Annotated in this window: 17 protein-coding genes and 1 pseudogene; 6 read left to right on the forward strand and 12 right to left on the reverse strand. The window is 72.3% G+C overall.

The window, feature by feature from the left end:
- Position 1 precedes the first annotated feature (1 nt).
- Complete coding sequence (locus tag KDN32_RS16595; protein ID WP_211733379.1) at positions 2–445, forward strand: VOC family protein; 444 nt, start codon at positions 2–4, stop codon at positions 443–445.
- 50 nt (positions 446–495) lie between these two features.
- Positions 496–915, forward strand: a complete 420-nt coding sequence (locus tag KDN32_RS16600; protein ID WP_211733380.1) for a hypothetical protein — start codon at positions 496–498, stop codon at positions 913–915.
- Positions 916–927: 12 nt separating this feature from the next.
- Here the strand turns inward: KDN32_RS16600 and KDN32_RS16605 are convergent, their stop codons facing one another.
- The 9 genes and pseudogenes from KDN32_RS16605 to KDN32_RS16645 all read right to left on the reverse strand — a co-directional run bounded on the left by KDN32_RS16605 (position 928) and on the right by KDN32_RS16645 (position 10,938).
- Positions 928–1,506: a mismatch-specific DNA-glycosylase gene (locus KDN32_RS16605; RefSeq protein WP_211733381.1), complete on the reverse strand. Its 579-nt coding sequence runs from the start codon at positions 1,504–1,506 to the stop codon at positions 928–930.
- Positions 1,507–1,527: 21 nt separating this feature from the next.
- Complete coding sequence (locus KDN32_RS16610) at positions 1,528–2,820, reverse strand: hypothetical protein (protein ID WP_211733382.1); 1,293 nt, start codon at positions 2,818–2,820, stop codon at positions 1,528–1,530.
- Positions 2,821–2,990: 170 nt separating this feature from the next.
- Positions 2,991–4,184 (reverse strand): elongation factor Tu, encoded by a 1,194-nt coding sequence (tuf, locus tag KDN32_RS16615; protein WP_211733383.1) that lies wholly within the window; start codon positions 4,182–4,184, stop codon positions 2,991–2,993.
- Positions 4,185–4,274: 90 nt separating this feature from the next.
- A complete protein-coding gene (fusA, locus tag KDN32_RS16620) occupies positions 4,275–6,392 on the reverse strand; it encodes an elongation factor G (protein ID WP_211733384.1) in 2,118 nt (705 codons plus the stop codon).
- A gap of 86 nt (positions 6,393–6,478) precedes the next feature.
- Complete coding sequence (rpsG, locus tag KDN32_RS16625; RefSeq protein ID WP_090969237.1) at positions 6,479–6,949, reverse strand: 30S ribosomal protein S7; 471 nt, start codon at positions 6,947–6,949, stop codon at positions 6,479–6,481.
- The gene (gene rpsL / locus KDN32_RS16630; protein WP_056906817.1) at positions 6,949–7,320 is read right to left on the reverse strand and encodes a 30S ribosomal protein S12; all 372 of its coding nucleotides are present in this window, start codon (positions 7,318–7,320) and stop codon (positions 6,949–6,951) included. Before rpsL ends, rpsG begins: the two co-directional genes overlap by 1 nt.
- A gap of 189 nt (positions 7,321–7,509) precedes the next feature.
- A pseudogene (locus tag KDN32_RS16635) lies at positions 7,510–8,766 on the reverse strand (MFS transporter); the annotation flags it as partial.
- A gap of 49 nt (positions 8,767–8,815) precedes the next feature.
- Positions 8,816–9,259 (reverse strand): MarR family winged helix-turn-helix transcriptional regulator, encoded by a 444-nt coding sequence (locus KDN32_RS16640; protein ID WP_249217244.1) that lies wholly within the window; start codon positions 9,257–9,259, stop codon positions 8,816–8,818.
- 191 nt (positions 9,260–9,450) lie between these two features.
- Positions 9,451–10,938: an NCS2 family permease gene (locus KDN32_RS16645; RefSeq protein ID WP_211733386.1), complete on the reverse strand. Its 1,488-nt coding sequence runs from the start codon at positions 10,936–10,938 to the stop codon at positions 9,451–9,453.
- A gap of 69 nt (positions 10,939–11,007) precedes the next feature.
- Between KDN32_RS16645 and KDN32_RS16650 the strand changes: the two genes are divergently transcribed.
- Together KDN32_RS16650 and KDN32_RS16655 are read left to right on the forward strand one after the other, a co-directional pair.
- Positions 11,008–11,295: a DUF2530 domain-containing protein gene (locus tag KDN32_RS16650; RefSeq protein ID WP_307854167.1), complete on the forward strand. Its 288-nt coding sequence runs from the start codon at positions 11,008–11,010 to the stop codon at positions 11,293–11,295.
- Positions 11,292–11,891, forward strand: a complete 600-nt coding sequence (locus tag KDN32_RS16655; protein ID WP_211733387.1) for a class I SAM-dependent methyltransferase — start codon at positions 11,292–11,294, stop codon at positions 11,889–11,891. Before KDN32_RS16650 ends, KDN32_RS16655 begins: the two co-directional genes overlap by 4 nt.
- 27 nt (positions 11,892–11,918) lie before the next feature.
- Here the strand turns inward: KDN32_RS16655 and KDN32_RS16660 are convergent, their stop codons facing one another.
- On the reverse strand, positions 11,919–12,713 hold the full coding sequence (locus KDN32_RS16660) for a DUF3027 domain-containing protein (protein WP_211733388.1): 795 nt from the start codon (positions 12,711–12,713) through the stop codon (positions 11,919–11,921).
- A 98-nt stretch (positions 12,714–12,811) separates the two neighbouring features.
- Here KDN32_RS16660 and KDN32_RS16665 point away from each other — a divergent pair, with 98 nt between their 5' ends.
- On the forward strand, positions 12,812–14,284 hold the full coding sequence (locus KDN32_RS16665; protein ID WP_307854168.1) for an MFS transporter: 1,473 nt from the start codon (positions 12,812–12,814) through the stop codon (positions 14,282–14,284).
- A gap of 24 nt (positions 14,285–14,308) precedes the next feature.
- Here the strand turns inward: KDN32_RS16665 and KDN32_RS23000 are convergent, their stop codons facing one another.
- Entirely contained in the window at positions 14,309–14,704 is a 396-nt protein-coding gene (locus tag KDN32_RS23000; RefSeq protein WP_211733389.1) for a cold-shock protein, read from the reverse strand.
- A 232-nt stretch (positions 14,705–14,936) separates the two neighbouring features.
- Between KDN32_RS23000 and KDN32_RS16675 the strand changes: the two genes are divergently transcribed.
- Positions 14,937–17,033: a S8 family serine peptidase gene (locus KDN32_RS16675; RefSeq protein ID WP_211733390.1), complete on the forward strand. Its 2,097-nt coding sequence runs from the start codon at positions 14,937–14,939 to the stop codon at positions 17,031–17,033.
- A gap of 78 nt (positions 17,034–17,111) precedes the next feature.
- Here KDN32_RS16675 and KDN32_RS16680 read toward each other — a convergent pair whose 3' ends face one another.
- Positions 17,112–18,482, reverse strand: a complete 1,371-nt coding sequence (locus KDN32_RS16680; RefSeq protein WP_211733391.1) for an MFS transporter — start codon at positions 18,480–18,482, stop codon at positions 17,112–17,114.
- Positions 18,483–18,558 lie beyond the last annotated feature (76 nt).

Raw genomic sequence — 18,558 nt, forward strand, 5'->3', positions numbered from 1 at the left:
CATGATCACCCACATCTCCCTCGTGTCCGTCTGGGTCAAGGACATCGACGAGTCCCTCGCCTTCTACACCGACGTCCTCGGCTTCGAGGCCGGCGACGACCTCCAGCTCGGCCCGGACTTCCGCTGGTGCACCGTCGTCCACCCGAAGCAGCCCGAGGTGCACCTCCACCTGACCACCCCGAGCGGCCCGTTGCCCGACCACCTGATCGAGGCCCTGCGCCGCGCGCAGGACGAAGGTGGGCTGCCCGGCGTCGGCCTCACCGTGGACGACTGCCGCGCGACCTACGAGGACCTGCGGGCGAAGGGCGTGGAGTTCCTCCAGGAGCCGCAGGAGCGGCCCTACGGCGTGGAGGCCCTCATGCGCGACAACTCGGGCAACTGGATGGTGCTCGTGGAGCCACGGGACTACACGCCCGAGGACTTCGAGGGCGTCGACCTCGGCTGAGGGCCTCCAGGGCCGCTGACACGACCGACGTCCGGGCGTACCGTGGAGCGATGCGGGACTGGCTCCAGGTCGTCGTGCTGGCGGTGCTCGCGACCGCGGTGATGCCGGTCGCGATCGCGGCGTGCGCCGGCGAGCTCACCTCGTGGCGCAGCTGGCGCCTCGTGGCCCGGCTCGCGCGACGCCTGCGCCGCCGCCCGGTCGCCGAGGTGGTGGTGCTGCGACGCCCGATCGAGCAGGTCGGCGCCGACCTCCACCGCCTGCACGCAGCGTTCCACCGCGGTGACATGCGCTTCGCGAAGTACGAGGGGTGCCGCCTGGCCTACGACCGGGTGCTCGCCGAGGCGGCCGACATGGCGGGGGTGACCCACCTGCTCGGCCTGCTGGGACCCGGCCCCGAGCTCGACCGCGAGCGCGAGCGGGTCGAGCTCGCCCTGCGGCACCACGGGATGCTGCCCCCGCTGGTCGCCTGACCCGGTGGTGCGTCAGCCTCCGACGACACCGGCCGCGCGCGCCGCCTCGGCGTACGCGTCCGCCAGCGTGGCGACCGTGTCGTGGGCGTTGAGGCCCGACGGGTTCGGCACCACGAAGACGCGCGAGCGGCCCCAGCGCTCCGGCTGCTCGCCCGTCCTCGCGCGCCGGTCACCGAACGCCGTGCGGTAGGCCGTGACGCCGGCGACGGCGACCACCAGCGGCTCACGCTCGGCCACCAGCCGGCGCAGCCGCTCGCCGCCCGCCCGCAGCTCGTCGGTGGTGAGCTCGTCGGCACGGGCGGTCGCGCGCGCGACCACGTTGGTGATCCCGATGCCCCGACCGCGCAGGGCCGCACGGTCCTCGTCGGTCATCCCCGCGGACGGGTCGACGGGGTGCTCGATGATGCCGGCGGCCAGCAGGGCGGGGTAGAACCGGTTGCCGGGGCGGGCGAAGTGGGTCTGGGTGGCCGCGGTCCACAGCCCGGGGTTGATGCCGACGAAGAGCAGTCGCAGCGGCTCCCCGGGCGCCGGCAGCAGGTCGGGCACCTCGGTGTCGCGGTAGGTCTCGAGCTCCGCCCTGGTGAACCCCATGCGCCCATCGTGCCCGGGACGTCAGGCTCGGGAGCCGTCGGGGTCGTCGAGCTCGTCCAGCAGTCGCACCTCGGCGCGCTCCTGCCCGACGAGGGTCCACACGCCGCTGCACAGCCGGTGCAGCTCCGTGGTGAGGACCGGGGCGTCCGCCGCCGACAGGCTCGGCGCCGACAGCTCGACGACGAGCGCGCGGACCCGCTGCTCGCAGCCGCGGATCGCCTCCACCGTGGTGACGCTCGCGGCGCCGGTGTCGGCGTGGGCCACGGCGTCGAGGTAGTCGCGCCAGGCCAGCGCCACCCCCGGCGGCAGCGTCGTGGTGAGGACCGCGGGGTCGCGGGGCACGAGGCGCCCCAGGACGCCGGCCAGCACCAGGCACACCGCCGCGGGGACCAGGGACAGCCACGGGTGGCCGCCCAGCAGCACGGCCGCGGTGACGACCACCGCGGCGGCGAACGCACGCCCCGCCCGGCGCACCCGACGACGCCCGGCCTCGACCCGGAAGGTGGCGTCGGACAGAGGCGCCCGAGGGTCCTGCACCTGCTCGTCCGCACCCGTGCGACGGGCGTACATGCCGGCGCGTCGTCGCGCGAAGTGCTCGAAGTCGACGTCGTGGTCGACCGAGCCGAGCCGGGCGACCGCCTCGTCCGAGGCCGCGTCGCTCGCCGCCGACGCCTCGGCGATGCTCGGCCCGACCAGAGGGGGCAGCCGGTCGAGCGGTGACGCGCCGTCCTCCACGTGCCGTGCCCGCCACTCGCGCCACTCCTCGCTCGTCGCGTGCACCAGCGCGCCGGCCGCCCGGATGCGGGTCATCCGGTCCTTGGTGCGTGCGTCCGACAGGGCCGACCGCACCAGCGGGCGTACGTCCTCGACGAGGGACGCGGCGAGCGGCCACGCCGGGTTGGCGGGCTCCACCGACCCGAGCCGCAGGCCCTCGACCACGTCCTGCCACGGCACCGCGACCTCCTCGGCCGCCGCTGCCTTGCCCCGCCCCAGGCGCACCATCGCCCACACGGAGCCGACCACGCCGAGGATCGCGGCCACGAACACGATCCGCAGCGGCACGACGAGCTCGGTGCGCGCGAGCAGCGCCTCGTCGATCAGCCGGCCGACGTAGGCGACCGCGAGCGCGGACGTCACGCAGCCGACGAGCGGACGGCGGTCGTCGTGGAGGCCGGGCGCGACCGAGTCCGCGTCCGCCGCGACCGGGCGCCGCGGGCTGGTCACCAGCACGGCGCGCGTGCCGAGCTGCTCGTAGTGGCGCAAGCGCTCGCGCCGCAGCTCCTCGCGCCGCGCGGCGCGCTCCCCCTCGTCCACGGCCGCCACCCTAGACGCACGAGACCCCGCCTCCCAGGAGGGAGACGGGGTCTCGAGGTGGATCAACCTGGTCTCGACACGCCCCGGTCGCGACTTCGCATGCTCAGTCGCGGGGCTGCTCGACCTGGCTGAGGTCCGCCGGCCCGACTGCGTCGGGCCGGCGGCTCAGCTCACTTGGTGATCTTGGTGACGCGGCCGGCGCCGACGGTGCGGCCACCCTCACGGATCGCGAACCGGAGGCCCTCGTCCATGGCGATGGGCTGGATGAGCTCGACCGACATCTCGGTGTTGTCACCCGGCATGACCATCTCGGTGCCCTCGGGCAGGGTCACGACACCGGTCACGTCCGTGGTCCGGAAGTAGAACTGCGGACGGTAGTTGTTGAAGAACGGCGTGTGACGGCCACCCTCGTCCTTCGACAGGATGTAGACCGAGGCGTCGAAGTTGGTGTGCGGGGTGGTGGTGCCGGGCTTGATCACGACCATGCCGCGCTCGACGTCCTCGCGCTTGGTGCCGCGGAGGAGCAGACCGACGTTCTCACCGGCCTGGCCCTCGTCGAGGAGCTTGCGGAACATCTCGACACCGGTGACGGTGGACTTCTGCGAGCCCTCGCGGATGCCGATGATCTCGACCTCCTCGTTCACCTTGACGATGCCGCGCTCGATGCGACCGGTGATGACGGTGCCACGACCGGTGATCGTGAAGACGTCCTCGACGGGCATGAGGAACGGCTTGTCGGTGTCGCGCTCGGGGGTCGGGATGTAGTCGTCCACGGCCTGCATGAGCTCGGCGACCGAGTCGCCCCACTTGGCGTCGCCCTGGAGGGCCGGGAAGGCCGCCACGCGCACGACGGGGATGTCGTCGCCCGGGAACTCGTACTCGGAGAGGAGCTCGCGCACCTCCATCTCGACGAGCTCGATGAGCTCCTCGTCGTCGACCATGTCGCACTTGTTGAGCGCGACGACCAGGGCGGGCACGCCGACCTGGCGGGCGAGCAGCACGTGCTCGCGGGTCTGCGGCATGGGGCCGTCGGTGGCGGCGACCACCAGGATGGCGCCGTCCATCTGCGCCGCACCGGTGATCATGTTCTTGATGTAGTCGGCGTGACCGGGGCAGTCGACGTGCGCGTAGTGGCGCGTCTCGGTCTGGTACTCGACGTGCGCGATCGAGATCGTGATACCGCGCTGGCGCTCCTCGGGAGCCTTGTCGATCTGGTCGAACGCCGAAGCCTCGTTGAGGTCCGGGTGCTTGTCGTGCAGCACCTTGGTGATCGCCGCGGTCAGCGTCGTCTTGCCGTGGTCGATGTGACCGATGGTGCCGATGTTGACGTGCGGCTTGGTCCGCTCGAACTTCGCCTTAGCCACTGGGGCTCCTCCTGATTGTTGTTCTCTGCGTTGAGAGCTTGGGACTCGTGGGTGTGGGGTGGTGCTGGGTGCCGAGGATCCGGCGGCGAATCACTCGCCGCGGACCTTCTTCACGATCTCGTCGGCGATGTTCGTCGGAACCTCGGCGTACGAGTCGAACTCCATCGAGTACGACGCCTGCCCGGAGGTCTTGGACCTCAGGTCGCCAACGTACCCGAACATCTCGGACAGGGGCACGAGGGCACTCACGACCATGTCGCCGTGACGCTCCTCCTGCGCCTGGATCTGGCCGCGGCGCGAGTTGATGTCACCGATGACCGTGCCGAGGAAGCCCTCGGGGGTGGTCACCTCGACGGCGAACATCGGCTCGAGCAGGACCGGCTTGGCCTTGCGGGCCGCCTCCTTGAACGCCTGGTTGCCGGCGATCTTGAACGCGAGCTCGGAGGAGTCGACGTCGTGGTACGCGCCGTCCTCGAGGGAGAACTTCACGTCGACCATCGGGTAGCCGGCGAGGACGCCGAACTCCATGGCCTCCTGGCCGCCCTGGTCCACCGAGGGGATGTACTCCTTCGGCACGCGACCACCGGTCACGTTGTTGGCGAACTCGTAGCCCGCACCGGTGCCGGTCTCGGGGTCGATGTTCGGCTCGAGGGAGATGACGACCTTCGCGAACTGGCCCGAACCACCCGTCTGCTTCTTGTGGGTGTAGCTGTGGCCCTCGACCTTGTTGCGGATGGTCTCGCGGTAGGCCACCTGCGGCTTGCCGACGGTCGCCTCGACGCGGAACTCGCGCTTCATGCGGTCGACGAGGATCTCGAGGTGGAGCTCGCCCATGCCGGCGATGATCGTCTGGCCGGTCTCCTCGTCGGTCTTGACCGTGAAGGTCGGGTCCTCGTCGGAGAGACGCTGGATCGCCGTGCCGAGCTTCTCCTGGTCGCCCTTGGTCTTGGGCTCGATCGCGACCTCGATCACCGGGGCCGGGAACGTCATCGACTCGAGCACGACCTGGTTGTTCGGGTCGCAGAGGGTGTGACCGGTCTTGGTGTCCTTCAGACCCATCACGGCCACGATCTGGCCGGCGCCGACCGACGCGATCTCCTCACGCTTGTTGGCGTGCATCTGGTAGACCTTGCCGATCCGCTCCTTCTTGCCGTTCACCGAGTTGACCACGGTGGAGCCGGCCTCGAGCTTGCCCGAGTAGACGCGGACGTAGATCAGCTTGCCGAGGTGCGGGTCGCTGGCGATCTTGTAGGCCAGGCCCGAGAACGGCTCGTCATCGGACGGCTTGCGGGAGATCTTCTCCTCCTCGTCCTTCACCGAGTGACCGACGATCGCGTCGATGTCGAGCGGGGACGGGAGGTACTTGACGACGGCGTCGAGCAGGGGCTGCACGCCCTTGTTCTTGAACGCGGTGCCGCACAGGACCGGGTTGAGCTTGTCGGCCAGGGTGGCGCGACGGATCGCGGCCTCGAGCTCCTCGACGGTGAAGTTCTCGTCACCCTCCTCGAGGTACTTCTCCATGATGTCGTCGTCGGCCTCGGCGAGCGTCTCGATGAACTTCTCGCGGTACTCCGCGGCCTGCTCGGCGAGCTCGGCCGGGATCTCCTCGACGTCGTAGTCCTCACCCATCTTGGTCTCGCCGCGCCAGGTCAGGGCACGCATGCCGACCAGGTCGACGACACCGAGGAAGTCGGACTCCGCGCCGATCGGCAGCTGGAGCACGAGCGGGGTGGAGTTGAGGCGCTCGACCATCATGTCGACGCAGCGGAAGAAGTCCGCGCCGGTGCGGTCCAGCTTGTTGACGAAGCACATGCGGGGGACCGAGTACTTGTTGGCCTGGCGCCAGACGGTCATCGTCTGGGGCTCGACACCGGCGACACCGTCGAACACCGCGACCGCGCCGTCGAGGACGCGCAGCGAGCGCTCGACCTCGGCGGTGAAGTCCACGTGGCCGGGGGTGTCGATGATGTTGATCTGGTGGTTCTTCCACCAGCAGGTCGTCGCGGCGGACGTGATGGTGATGCCGCGCTCCTGCTCCTGCTCCATCCAGTCCATCGTGGCGCCACCCTCGTGGACCTCACCGATCTTGTAGGTGATGCCGGTGTAGAAGAGGATGCGCTCGGTGGTGGTGGTCTTGCCGGCGTCGATGTGCGCCATGATGCCGATGTTGCGGACCTTGTTGAGGTCGGTGGTGATGTCGACAGCCACTGTTGTGTCTCAGTCCCTCGGAAGTTGGTGGGGGCTCGTGGTGGGAGGGGCCGCACGCCGCTCGTCGCGGGTGCGGCCCCTCGCCGTCACCAGCGGTAGTGGGCGAAGGCCTTGTTGGACTCGGCCATCTTGTGGGTGTCCTCGCGCTTCTTCACAGCGGCACCGAGGCCGTTGCTGGCGTCGAGGATCTCGTTCATCAGGCGCTCGGACATGGTCTTCTCACGGCGGTCCTGGGCGTAGCCCACGAGCCAGCGCAGGGCCAGCGTGGTGGAGCGGTTGGCCTTGACCTCGACCGGGACCTGGTAGGTCGCGCCACCGACGCGGCGGGACTTGACCTCGATGGCCGGCTTGACGTTGTCCATCGCGCGCTTGAGCGTGACGACCGGGTCGGTGCCGGTCTTCTCGCGGCAGCCCTCGAGGGCGGTGTAGACGATGCGCTGCGCCACGGCCTTCTTGCCGTCCTGGAGGACCTTGCTGACGAGCTGGGTGACCAGCTGCGAGCCGTAGACCGGGTCGACGACGAGGGGGCGCTTGGGAGCGGGACCCTTGCGAGGCATTACTTCTCCTTCTTCGCGCCGTAGCGGCTGCGGGCCTGCTTGCGGTTCTTGACACCCTGGGTGTCGAGCGAGCCGCGGATGATCTTGTAGCGGACACCGGGAAGGTCCTTCACACGGCCGCCGCGCACGAGCACGATCGAGTGCTCCTGCAGGTTGTGACCGACACCCGGGATGTAGGCGGTGACCTCGACGCCGCTGCTCAGGCGCACACGGGCGACCTTGCGGAGGGCGGAGTTCGGCTTCTTCGGGGTGGTCGTGTAGACGCGGGTGCAGACGCCGCGGCGCTGCGGGGATCCCTTCAGGGCAGGCGTCTTGTTCTTCGACACCTTGTCCTGGCGGCCCTTGCGGACCAGCTGGTTGATGGTGGGCACCGGGTGGTTCCCTCTCTCTGTCTTCTCGTCACGGTCCGGCGCGGTGCCGGACTCGGTGGTCGTGCGTTGTTGCGACGTGCCTCGTGCAGGTGCGGCGCGGGCCGGGGAACGGCCGCGACATCGGAGCATGCACACGGGTCTGGACATGCCAGACACAGGGATTGAGGCTACTCGGGCGCTCCGACAGGGTCAAAATGCCGCAGGAGCGGCTTCCAGGGCCGCTTCGGACGGCCCCTCGACCCGCTCGCGACGGACCTTCTCGAGCCTGAGGTAGAGCAGCGCCGACAAGCCTACGCCGGCGATGGTGATGAGCCCGCCGCCGAGCAGCGTCCAGCGGGCGCCGTACTCCTGGCCGATCCACCCGATGATCGGGGCGCCGACGGGCGTCCCGCCCATGAAGATCATCAGGTAGAGCGCCATCACCCGGCCGCGGACGCCGGCGTCGACGTGGAGCTGCATGTAGGTGTTGGCGCTGGTGATGAAGGTGAGCGCGGTCAGCCCGGTGACCGGGGCCAGGAGCGCGAAGGCGAGGTAGGTCGGCATCAGGCCGGCGAGCACCACGCTGGTGCCGAAGGCCAGGGCCGAGCCGACGACGAGCCGGTGGCGCACCCGCGCGCGACGGGCGGCGAGCAGCGAGCCGGTCAGCGAGCCGACGGCGAGGAACGTGCCGAGCAGGCCGAACTCCTCGGGACCCTTGCCGAACACCTCGGTGGCCATCAGCGCGGAGGTGATCTGGAAGTTGAGGCCGAAGGTGCCGGCGAAGAACACCATGCCGAGCACCAGCATCAGGTCGGGACGCGCGCGGACGTAGGCGACGCCCTCGCGGATCGCACCGGGGCCACGGTCGGCCGGGGCCGCGGCGTCGATCCGGCTGGCGTCGAGGTGGCGCAGCGACCAGATCGGCGCGGCGTACGACACCGCGTTGAGCAGGATCACCCAGCCGGTCGCGACCGCTCCCCCACCGAACGCGGCGATCAGCAGCCCGGCCAGGCCGGGGCCGACCAGGCGAGCGGCGTTGAAGCTGGCCGAGTTGAGGCCGACGGCGTTGGTGAGGTCGGCGGGCTCGACGAGCTCGGAGACGAAGGACTGGCGCGCGGGGCCGTCGAAGGCGGACGCGGCGCCGAGCAGCGAGGCGAGGACCCAGACGTGCCAGACCTCGGCGGTGCCGGTGACGGCGAGCAGGCCCAGGACGGCTGCTGGCAGGGCCATGCCCACGTTGGTCAGCTGGAGCAGGCGCTGCTTGGGCATCCGGTCGGCGACCAGGCCGGCGATCGGGGTGAGCAGGAGGACCGGCAGGAACTGCAGGCCCGTGGTGATGCCGAGCGCGGTGGCGCCGGAGCCGGCGGCCAGCTGCAGGACCAGCCAGTCCTGGGCGACGCGCTGCATCCAGGTGCCGGTGTTCGACACGACGCCGCCGGCGGCGTAGCGGCGGTAGTTCGGGTTGGCGAGCGAGCGGAAGGTGGGGCTCGTGGTGACTCCTCGGTCGGGGAAGCGGTCAGTCGGTCAGGGCGAGGCGGACGAGGATCGGCGCTGCCTCACGGAGGGTGGCGCGCTCGGCGGCCGTGAGCCCGGCGAGCTGCTGCGACAGCCAGGCGTCGCGGCGCTGCCGGTCGGCGAGCACGGCAGCGCGGCCGGACTCGGTGATCGAGACGACCACCTGGCGCCCGTCGGTCTCGTGCGGCCGGCGCACGACGTAGCCGTCCTCCTGCAGGCAGTTGACCGTGCGGGTCATCGACGGCGGCTGCACGCGCTCGGCGCGCGCGAGCTCGCCGACGGTCTGGTCGCCGAGGCGTACGAGCAGTCCGAGCACCACCATCTGCCCGATGCTCAGGTCGTTGTCGGGGTGTCGCTCGCTGGCGAGGCGTCGGCGCAGGCGCATGACACCGGCCCGGAGCTCGGAGGCGAGCCCGGCCTGGGTGCGGAGGTCGGCGGTCGGCATGTCGTTAGCATAACTCATTACCTGTGCTAACTATTCCGGCGTGCCCGGACGCAGTTCAGCGATCCCCGGCTGACCGGGGATCGCTGAACTTGTCAGGCGTTGCACGGGCCGACAAGTTCAGTGACAGCCGGCTGACCGGGGATCGCTGAACTGGTCAGGCTCTTCCTCCGCCCGCGGCGGAGGCGCCGCGCTCAGGTGAGCCAGGCGCTGATCGGGGTGTAGGCGAAGTAGACGACGAAGAGGGCGGCGACGACCCACATCAGCGGGTGGACCTCGCGGGCCTTGCCGACGACGACCTTGATGAAGGCGTACGCCACGAAGCCCGCGCCGATGCCGACGGAGATCGAGTACGTGTAGGGCATCAGGACGATCGCCAGGAACGCGGGGATCGCGATCTCGACGTCGCGCCAGTCGATCTCGGTGACCTGCTGCATCATCAGGAAGCCGACCAGCACGAGGGCCGGGACGGCGGCCTCGGACGGGATCGCGGACACCAGCGGCGTGAAGAACGTCGCCAGCAGGAAGAGCAGGCCGGTCACCACGGAGGCGAGGCCGGTGCGAGCGCCCTCCCCCACGCCCGAGGCGCTCTCGATGTAGGAGGTGTTGGACGAGACGCCGGCGGCGCCACCGGCGATCGCGGCCACCGAGTCGACGACCAGGATCCGCTGGGAGTGGGGCGGGACGCCCTCGTCGTCGTTGAGCCCGGCCTCGGCGCCGATCGCGGTCATCGTGCCCATCGTGTCGAAGAAGTCGGCGAGCAGCAGCGAGAAGACGAGCAGCAGCGCGGCGAGCACGCCGGTGCCGGCGCTGCCGAAGGCGCCGAACAGGTCGACCTCGCCGAGGGTGTCGAAGGAGGGCAGCCCGACGAAGCCGTCGCCGAGGCTCGGCACGCTGAGCGACCAGCCGGTCGGGTTGTCGGCGCCCGAGCGACCCAGGCCACCGATCGCCTCGACCACCACGGCGACGACCGTCGTGGCGACGATCGAGATGAGGATCGCGCCGTGCACCTTGCGCACCCACAGGGCGACGACGAGGGCCAGGCCGATGCAGAAGACAAGGACCGGCCACCCGGCGAGGTGGCCGTCGCTGCCGAGCTGGACCGGGACGGTGGTGGAGAACGCGTCCGGGATGCGGGTCACCACGCGGGCGTCGACGAAGCCGATCAGCGCGATGAACAGGCCGATCCCGACCGAGATCGCCACCTTGAGCTGCTGGGGCACCGCGTGGAACACCGCGCGGCGGAAGCCGGTCAGCACGAGGACGAGGATCAGGACGCCCTCGAGGACGACCAGCCCCATCGCCGCGCCCCAGGTCGTCTCGCGGGCGATGGAGTTGGCGACGAAGGCGTTGAGGCCCAGGCCGGTCGCGAGCGCGAGCGGGAACTTGGCGTAGGCGCCCATGAAGATGGTCAGCACGCCGGCCACCAGCGCGGTGCCGGCGGCGATCGCCGGGATGCCCGAACCCGGCTCGGCGCCGCCCCCGAGGTACGCCCCGGTCGAGTCCGGCACGTAGCCGAGGATCAGAGGGTTGAGCACGATGATGTAGGCCATCGTCAGGAAGGTGACGACGCCGCCGCGGAGCTCCTGGCCGATCGTGGAGCCGCGGGCGCTGATCTCGAAGAACCCGTCGATGCCGGTGGCCCTCGCCGAAGGCTGGGCGGTCTGCTTCTGGTCGGTCACGGGACGTCATTCTCGCAGACCCGTGTGACGGCCGTGTTTCGCCGTCCGCGCCTTGTGTAGCGTGGTCCCGTGGACCTGGGCGACGAGCAGCCGACGACGCACGAGATCGGCAACCGCACCTACATCGTGGCCCAGGTCGAGCCGCTCGACGTGGACGGCGTCCGCACCACCGAGGTCGGCACCGCGCTGTGGCTGGTCGCGTTCGTCGCGCTGCTGCCGTTCTGGGGCACGCTGGAGGAGAACGGGCGCACCTGGTGGCTGTGGACCTGCCTCGCCGGCTTCGGTCTCGGCCTCTGCGGCCTGGAGTACTGCCGCCGGCGGCGCAAGGAGCGCGCGGCGCAGCGGGCCGCGGGATGACGCTCCCCCCGACCCGCTGGGAGCTCGCGGGCGAGGACAACCGCGGCTACGGCGTGCACTTCGCCGACAGCGTCGCGCGCGGCGTCGACGTCGACGGCGAGGCCCGTTTCGTCGACGCGATGGCCGCGCGGGGCTCGCGCATCCTCGACGTCGGGTCCGGCATGGGCCGCGTGTCGGCCGCGCTCCGGGCACGAGGCCACGACGTGGTCGCCACCGAGCCGGACGCCGACCTGCGCGCGCAGTCGCTCGCGACCTACCCCGACCTCCCGGTCCTGCCCCACCAGGCGCTCGCCCTCGACCCGGACGAGGTCGGCACCTTCGACGTCGTGACGCTGGTGGGCAACGTGATGATCTTCCTCGGCGAGGGCACCGAGCGCCGGGTCCTCGAGCGGGTCCGCGACCTGCTCCGCCCGGACGGTCGCGCGGTCCTCGGCTTCCACCTCACGGCGGTCAAGGCCGGCAGCCGGACCTACCCTGCCGACGAGCTCGTGGCCGACGCGGAGGCCTCCGGGCTGCGCGTCGTGCACCGCTTCGGCAGCTACGAGCTGCACGAGCCGGTCGACGACTACGCCGTGTGGGTGCTCGCGCGGGCCTGAGCCCGGCCCGAGGAACGTGCCGGGACCTCAGAGAGTCTCGAGATCGTCCTCGGTCAGCGTGTCGTGGACGTGGTCCGGCAGCGGCAGCGGCTGCTGCTTGCGGGCCAGCTTGACCTCCGAGTGGGCACCGCACCCGTGGTCGAGGGAGACCACGCGGCCGTCGTCGTTGGCGTTGCCGTTGGCGCAGACGCCGAACGACTCGGACAGCGAGCCGTTGAGCCGCAGGAGGAAGCCGCACGACGTGCAGCTCTGCGGAGCGCTCCGCGCCACGGGCGCGTCGGGGCCGCCGTCGCCGGCGTACCAGCGCTCGGCGGCCATGTCGATGCCCTCGCGGCTGAGCGTGCGGACGCGTCCGAGTCCGAGGTCCTCGGCGACCCGGCGCACCTGGGCGCGGGCGTCGCCGTCCATCGGGGGGTCGAGCGGGTCGTCGCCGACGAGGTAGGTCGGGACCAGGCGCGGGTCCTCGTCCTCGACCGGGAGCAGGTCGCCGGGCGAGAGGTCGCCGGGCTTGATCCGCTCCTTGTAGGGCACCCAGGCGGGCGCGACGATCGCCTCGTCGCCGGGCAGCAGGACCACCTCGTTGACGGTCACGTCCTTGCCGCGCTTGGCGCGGGTCAGCGTCACCGACCAGTACCAGCCGGGGTAGCCGGGGCGGGCGCACGCGAAGTGGTGGGTGACCACGCGCTCGCCCTCGGCGCGCGCTCCGAGGTGGTCGCCCACCTCGGCGGGCTCGGCCACCTCCAGCACGATGCCACGGGCCAGGTCGACGGCCTTGGCGAGGGCGGCGTCCGGCTTGCCGGCGCGGGTCGGGAGAGCGATCACCCGCGCATCATCGCAAACGGGTCCGCCTGCTGTCCCGTCGGGAGGGCCTGCGGGGCGTCCGGCCCGGCACTGTCGGGCACGTAGGACAAGATGGTGCCGTGACCTCCGACCGCCCCGACCCCACCCCGGGCCCCGGGGTGGACGAGGCCGAGCAGCCGCCCTCCGACGGGCAGGGACGCGCCGCGGGAGGTGCCGGTGCCGCACGGCCCGGCGCCGTGCGGCGCTCACTGGCCGGTGCCGCACGCGGGGCGAGGGCCGCCGGGCGCGGTGCGCGCGTCGCGGGACGGGGTGCGGGGACGGCCGGTCACTACGCGGTCGCCCAGGCGCGACGCGCCGCCCGCGCCGAGGGTGCGGGCGACTCCGGGCTCTCCCGCCTGATCGAGCTGCACGCCTTCAACGCCGCCGGCGACGCGGCGGTCGCCATCTCGCTCGCCGGCACCCTCTTCTTCCAGGTCCCGACCGGCGAGGCGCGCGGGCAGGTCGCGCTGTTCCTGGGCCTGACGATGCTGCCCTTCGCGATCGTCGCGCCGCTGATCGGACCCTTCCTCGACCGGTTCAGCCATGGCCGGCGCTGGGCGGTCGGCGCGACGATGGCGATCCGGAGCTTCCTGTGCTGGGTGCTGGCCACGGCGGTCGTCACCGAGTCGGCGTGGCTGTTCCCCGCCGCGCTCGGCGTGCTGGTCGCGTCCAAGGCCTACGGCGTGACCCGCGCAGCGGCCGTCCCGCGCCTGCTGCCGCCCGACCTCACCCTCGTCAAGGCCAACGCCCGGGTCTCGCTGGCAGGAGTGGTCGGCGCCGGCGTCTCGGCGCCGCTCGCGGTCCTCGCCTCCACGTTCGGGCCGGAGTGGTCGCTGCGCTACGCCTTCGTCGTCTTCGTGCTCGCCACCATCTGGGCGATCCGGCTGCCCGAGCAGGTCGACGCCAGCCAGGGCGAGGGCGACATGGTGCTGGCCGGCGAGGCCACCGGTGCCCGCCCGGGACGGCGTACGCGCACCCGCATCCCCTCGGCGGTCGCGTTCGCGCTGCGGGCCAACTGCGGCCCGCGGTGGCTCTCGGGCTTCCTCACCATGTTCATGGCGTTCCTGCTGCGCGAGAACCCGATCGGCGACTTGCGCCCCGAGGTCCTGCTCGGGCTGGTGATCGGTGCGGCCGGACTCGGCAACACGCTCGGCATCACCATCGGGTCGCTGCTGCGCCGGCTCAGCCCGTCGGTCACCGTGGTCCTCGCGCTGCTCGCCGACTGCGCGATCGCCGTCGTGGCGGCGCTGTTCTACGGCCTCGTGCCGCTGGTGCTGCTCGGGCTCACGGCCGGGCTGGCGCAGGCGCTCGCCAAGCTCTCCCTCGACTCCACCATCCAGCGCGACATCCCCAGCCGGGTGCAGGCCAGCGCCTTCGCCCGCTCCGACACCACGCTCCAGCTGGCCTGGGTGATCGGCGGGTTCGTCGGCATCGCGATGCCGCTGATGCCGCAGCTCGGCCTGGGCGTCGCGGCCGCCGTCCTCGGCGCCTGGGCGACCTTCGTGCTGGTCAGCCGGGTGCCGCGCGACGGCCGCCCGGCACCCGCCGCCTGAGCGGGCGGGCTCCCGGCCGAGGGGTCAGAGCTCGAGCTCGTCGGCGAGCGCGCGCAGCACCTTGGCCGTGCCGCGCGCGGCGGCCCGCTCGGGGTGGCGGCCGCGCCGGTAGGTCTCCTCGACGCCGTCGAGCATCCGGATCAGGTCCTCGACGATGGTCACCATCGCCTCCGGCTGCTTGCGCTGCGCGTTGCGCTGGTTGCGGGCGACGGAGGCCGGTGCGTCGAGCACGCGGACCTGGAGCGCCTGGTCGCCGCGGCGGCCCTGCGCGATGCCGAACTCGACCTTGGTGCCGGCCTTGAGCACGCCGGTGCCCTCCGGGAGCGCGTCGGCGTGGACGTAGACGTCCGGCCCGCCGTCCTGGGAGAGGAAGCCGAAGCCCTTCTCCGCGTCGAACCACTTCACCTTGCCACTGGGCACGGTCCACTCCACTCACGTCGGCCGTCACGCGACCGCGGAGTCGCGGGCGCGCGCACAGGATAGGCGGCGCCACCGACGGCCCACCAACGGGTTGTCCCGGGCGCGGGTTTGGGGGGGTGACGGTGCTGCTGGGACCATGGAACACTCCTGGGACGTCGGAGGGCCGCGTCCACGACGCAGGACCACGACGAGCAGGGCAGGGTGAGGCACGGTGCGGGCACGGGCACGATCGGTGGGACGGGTGCTCGGCTGCGGATTGGCCGCGCTGGCGACGGCGGTCACCGCCTCCCTGGTGGCCGTGACCGACGACGCCTCCGCCATCCCGGCCGACGGGTCGCTGACCCTGGTCACCCTCAACGGCCCGGGCACCGCCGCCGGCGAGCGCAGCGTCGAGGAGCTGCTCGCCCGTCAGGACGCGGTGCTCGCGGCGATCGGCGGCGGAGAGCCGACCTACCGGTGGACGACGGCCCTCAACGGCTTCGCCGCTCCCCTCACCGACGCGCAGCTCGAGGCGCTCGACCGGCAGCCCGGGGTCGCGGTCATCGAGGCCGACGAGGTCCGCCCGCTCGCCGGGCGTACGTCGCTCGCGTCGGTCCGGCGACCCGTCGGGGGCAGCCCCCGCCTGCGCGGCGGGGCGGGCGTGGTCATCGGCGTCGTCGACTCCGGCATCGCACCCGACTCCCCCGCCTTCGCCGCCGTGCCGGGCCTCGGCGCCTCGCCCGGCGACTTCACCGGCGTCTGCATGGCCGGCGAGGGCTGGTCGCAGGACGAGTGCACCCGTAAGGTCGTCGGCGCCCGCTGGTTCGTCGACGGCTTCGGCCGCGACCGGATCCGCTCCTCGGAGACCCTGTCGGCGCGCGACGACCTCGGCCACGGGACCCAGGTGGCCTCGGTGGCCGCCGGCAACGCCGGGGTGAGCGTGCGCGTCGACGACCGCGACGCCGGCACCTTCGGCGGCGTCGCCCCGCAGGCGCGGGTCGCGGCCTACAAGGCCTGCTGGGGTGCGCCCGACCCGTCCGACGACGGCTGCTCGACGGCGGACGTCGTCAGCGCCGTGGACGCAGCAGTGGCCGACGGCGTCGACGTGCTCGACCTCGCCCTCGCCGGCGGGGAAGGGATCGACACCCTCCAGCGCGCGCTGCTCGGCGCCGCTGAGGCGGACGTCGTCGTCCTCGGCGCCGCCGGCAACTCCTCACGCTCCGACTTCGCCGCCCACGTGTCGCCGTGGGTCACCACGGTCGGCGCCTCCGTGGGGCGGATGGCGCGCGGGCGCGTGTCCATTTCGGGCGGTCCCACGCTGACCGGCGGCGGCCGGCCGGTCGCCGTGCGGGGACGTGCCGTGCTCGCCCGCGACGCCGCCGCGCCCGGTGCCCGGCGCCGGGCGGCGGCCCAGTGCCGCCCGGGCGCCCTCGACACCCGACGGGTCGCCGACCGCGTCGTCGTGTGCGTGCGCGGCGGGATCGGCCGCATCGACAAGTCGGAGGCCGTGGCGCGCGCCGGCGGCCGCGCGATGGTGCTCGTCAACCCGCGCGCCGGGTCCGTGACCGCCGACTTCCACGCCGTCCCGACCGTCCACCTCGCCGCCCGCGAGGGTCGTCGGCTCGTCCGCTGGGTCGCCCGGCACCCGGGCTCCCGCATCCGGCTGAGCCGGGTGGCCGCGTCGCCTGCGCCGCGACGGGCCGCTCGCTGGAGCGCCTCCGGCGACCCGCGCGGTCCGGTGCTGAAGCCGGACGTGATCGCCGACGGTGACGCCGTCCTCGGCGCGCTGCCGGCCACGAGCGGCCGCTCGTGGGGCGTCTTCACCGGCAGCTCCGCCGCGACCGCCCACGCCGCCGGCCTGGCCGCCCTCCTCCTCGGCGACCGCGACCTCCCCGCGGCCGTGGTGCGCTCGCTCCTCACCACCTCCGCCCAGCCGGTGCGCGGGGCGACCGTGCTCGAGCAGGGCTCCGGCGCGCTGCCGCAGCGCGCCCCCACCGCCCACCTCGCCCTCGACGTCCCCGTCGGCGCCTGGCGCCGCGCCCTGCGCCGCCACGACCTGACCGACCTCAACACCAGCTCGGTGCTGCTGCAGGCCCGCCGCTCGGTCGCCCGTCGCACCGTCACCAACATCTCCGGCCGCGCGGAGTACTTCTCCGTCACCGCCCGCGGCTTCACCAGCCACCGGGTCCGCGTCCAGCCGCTCGCCGTGCGCCTCGCGCCGGGCGAGTCCGCGACGTTCACCATCACCGCGACCGGCCCGAGCACCCCGGGGCGCCTCGACGACGGCGAGCTCGTCTGGCTCGGTGCGCGCGGGGGCGTGACCCGGGTCCCGGTCGCCATCACCCGCTGACCCCGCGCGGTCGCGGCCGCGTACGACGACGGGCCGCCGTCCCGGGAGGGACGACGGCCCGCGGCGGAGCGGTGGGACTCAGCTGTCGAGCACCCGGTCGTGGCGCAGCGACGTCGCACGGGTCTCCTTGGCGAACAGCACCGAGACGACCGTCAGCACCGACGCGATGGTCATGTAGATCGCGACCTTCGAGACGTTGTCGCTGCCCTCGCTGGCGTCGCCGAGCAGGTCGATGGCGATGATCGGGGCGAGCGCCCCGGCGAAGATCGACGCGAGCTGGTAGCCGACCGACGCACCGGTGTAGCGCACCGAGGTGCCGAACAGCTCGGAGAAGAACGCCGCCTGCGGGGAGTACATGAGCGCGTGCAGGACCAGGCCGACGCAGATCGCGAGGATGATCTTGCCCTCCGAGCGCGACGCGATGAGGTCGAAGAAGACCCAGGTCCACGCGGCGACGCCGACGGCGCCGGCGAGGTAGAGCGGCCGGCGGCCGATCCGGTCGCTGAGCGCCCCGACGAGCGGGATGGTCACGAAGTGGACCACCGAGCCGATGAGCAGGGCCTTGAGGATGAGCGGCTTGTCGTCGGCGGTGCCGGCGTAGAGGGTGAGGAACGAGATCGAGATGATCGTGAAGATGTAGTAGGAGATGTTCTCCGCCATCCGCATGCCCATCGCGACGAGCACCTCGCGGGGGTACTTGCGGAAGACCTCGAGGATCGGCAGGTGCGGCTGCTCCTTGGTCGCGAGCTCCGACTTCGCCTCGGCGAAGACCGGCGACTCCTCGACCGAGAGGCGGACCCAGAGGCCGACCGCGACGAGGACAGCGCTCAGCAGGAACGGGATGCGCCAGCCCCACGCGTTGAACGCGTCGTCCGGCTGCACGGCGGCCAGGACCCACAGCACGCCGGTCGCGAGCAGGTTGCCGAGCGCGACGCCCGCCTGCGGCCACGAGGACCAGAAGCCGCGCTGGGAGTCGTCGCCGTGCTCGGCGGCCATCAGGACCGCGCCGCCCCACTCGCCGCCGACGGCGAAGCCTTGGAGCAGCCGGCAGGTCAGCAGGAGCAGCGGGGCCGCGACGCCGATCGAGGCGTAGGTGGGGAGCAGGCCGATCGCGAAGGTGGACAGCCCCATCAGGAAGAGCGAGAAGACCAGCATCTTCTTGCGGCCGACCCTGTCGCCGAAGTGGCCGAAGACCACGCCGCCGAGGGGGCGGGCCACGAAGCCCAGCGCGTAGGTGCCGAAGGCCAGCAGCGTCGCGGTGGCGGGCTCGCTCTCGGGGAAGAAGAGGGTGCCGAACACCAGCGCCGCGGCGGAGCCGTAGAGGAAGAAGTCGTACCACTCGACGGCCGTGCCGATGAGGGAGGCGAACACCACCTTCACGATGCTGGTCCGGCCGGGATCTGCTCCGGGGGACGTCTCCCCGGTCGGGGTCGAGGTCTCGGTGGTCATGGCGTGCCTTTCATCGGTGACGCCGGGGCGTCGGGTTTCTCGGGTCGGGTGACGGGGTCTGGTGGACGGCCGGGTG

The sequence above is a fragment of the Nocardioides palaemonis genome (assembly GCF_018275325.1).
Taxonomy (GTDB): domain Bacteria; phylum Actinomycetota; class Actinomycetes; order Propionibacteriales; family Nocardioidaceae; genus Nocardioides; species Nocardioides palaemonis.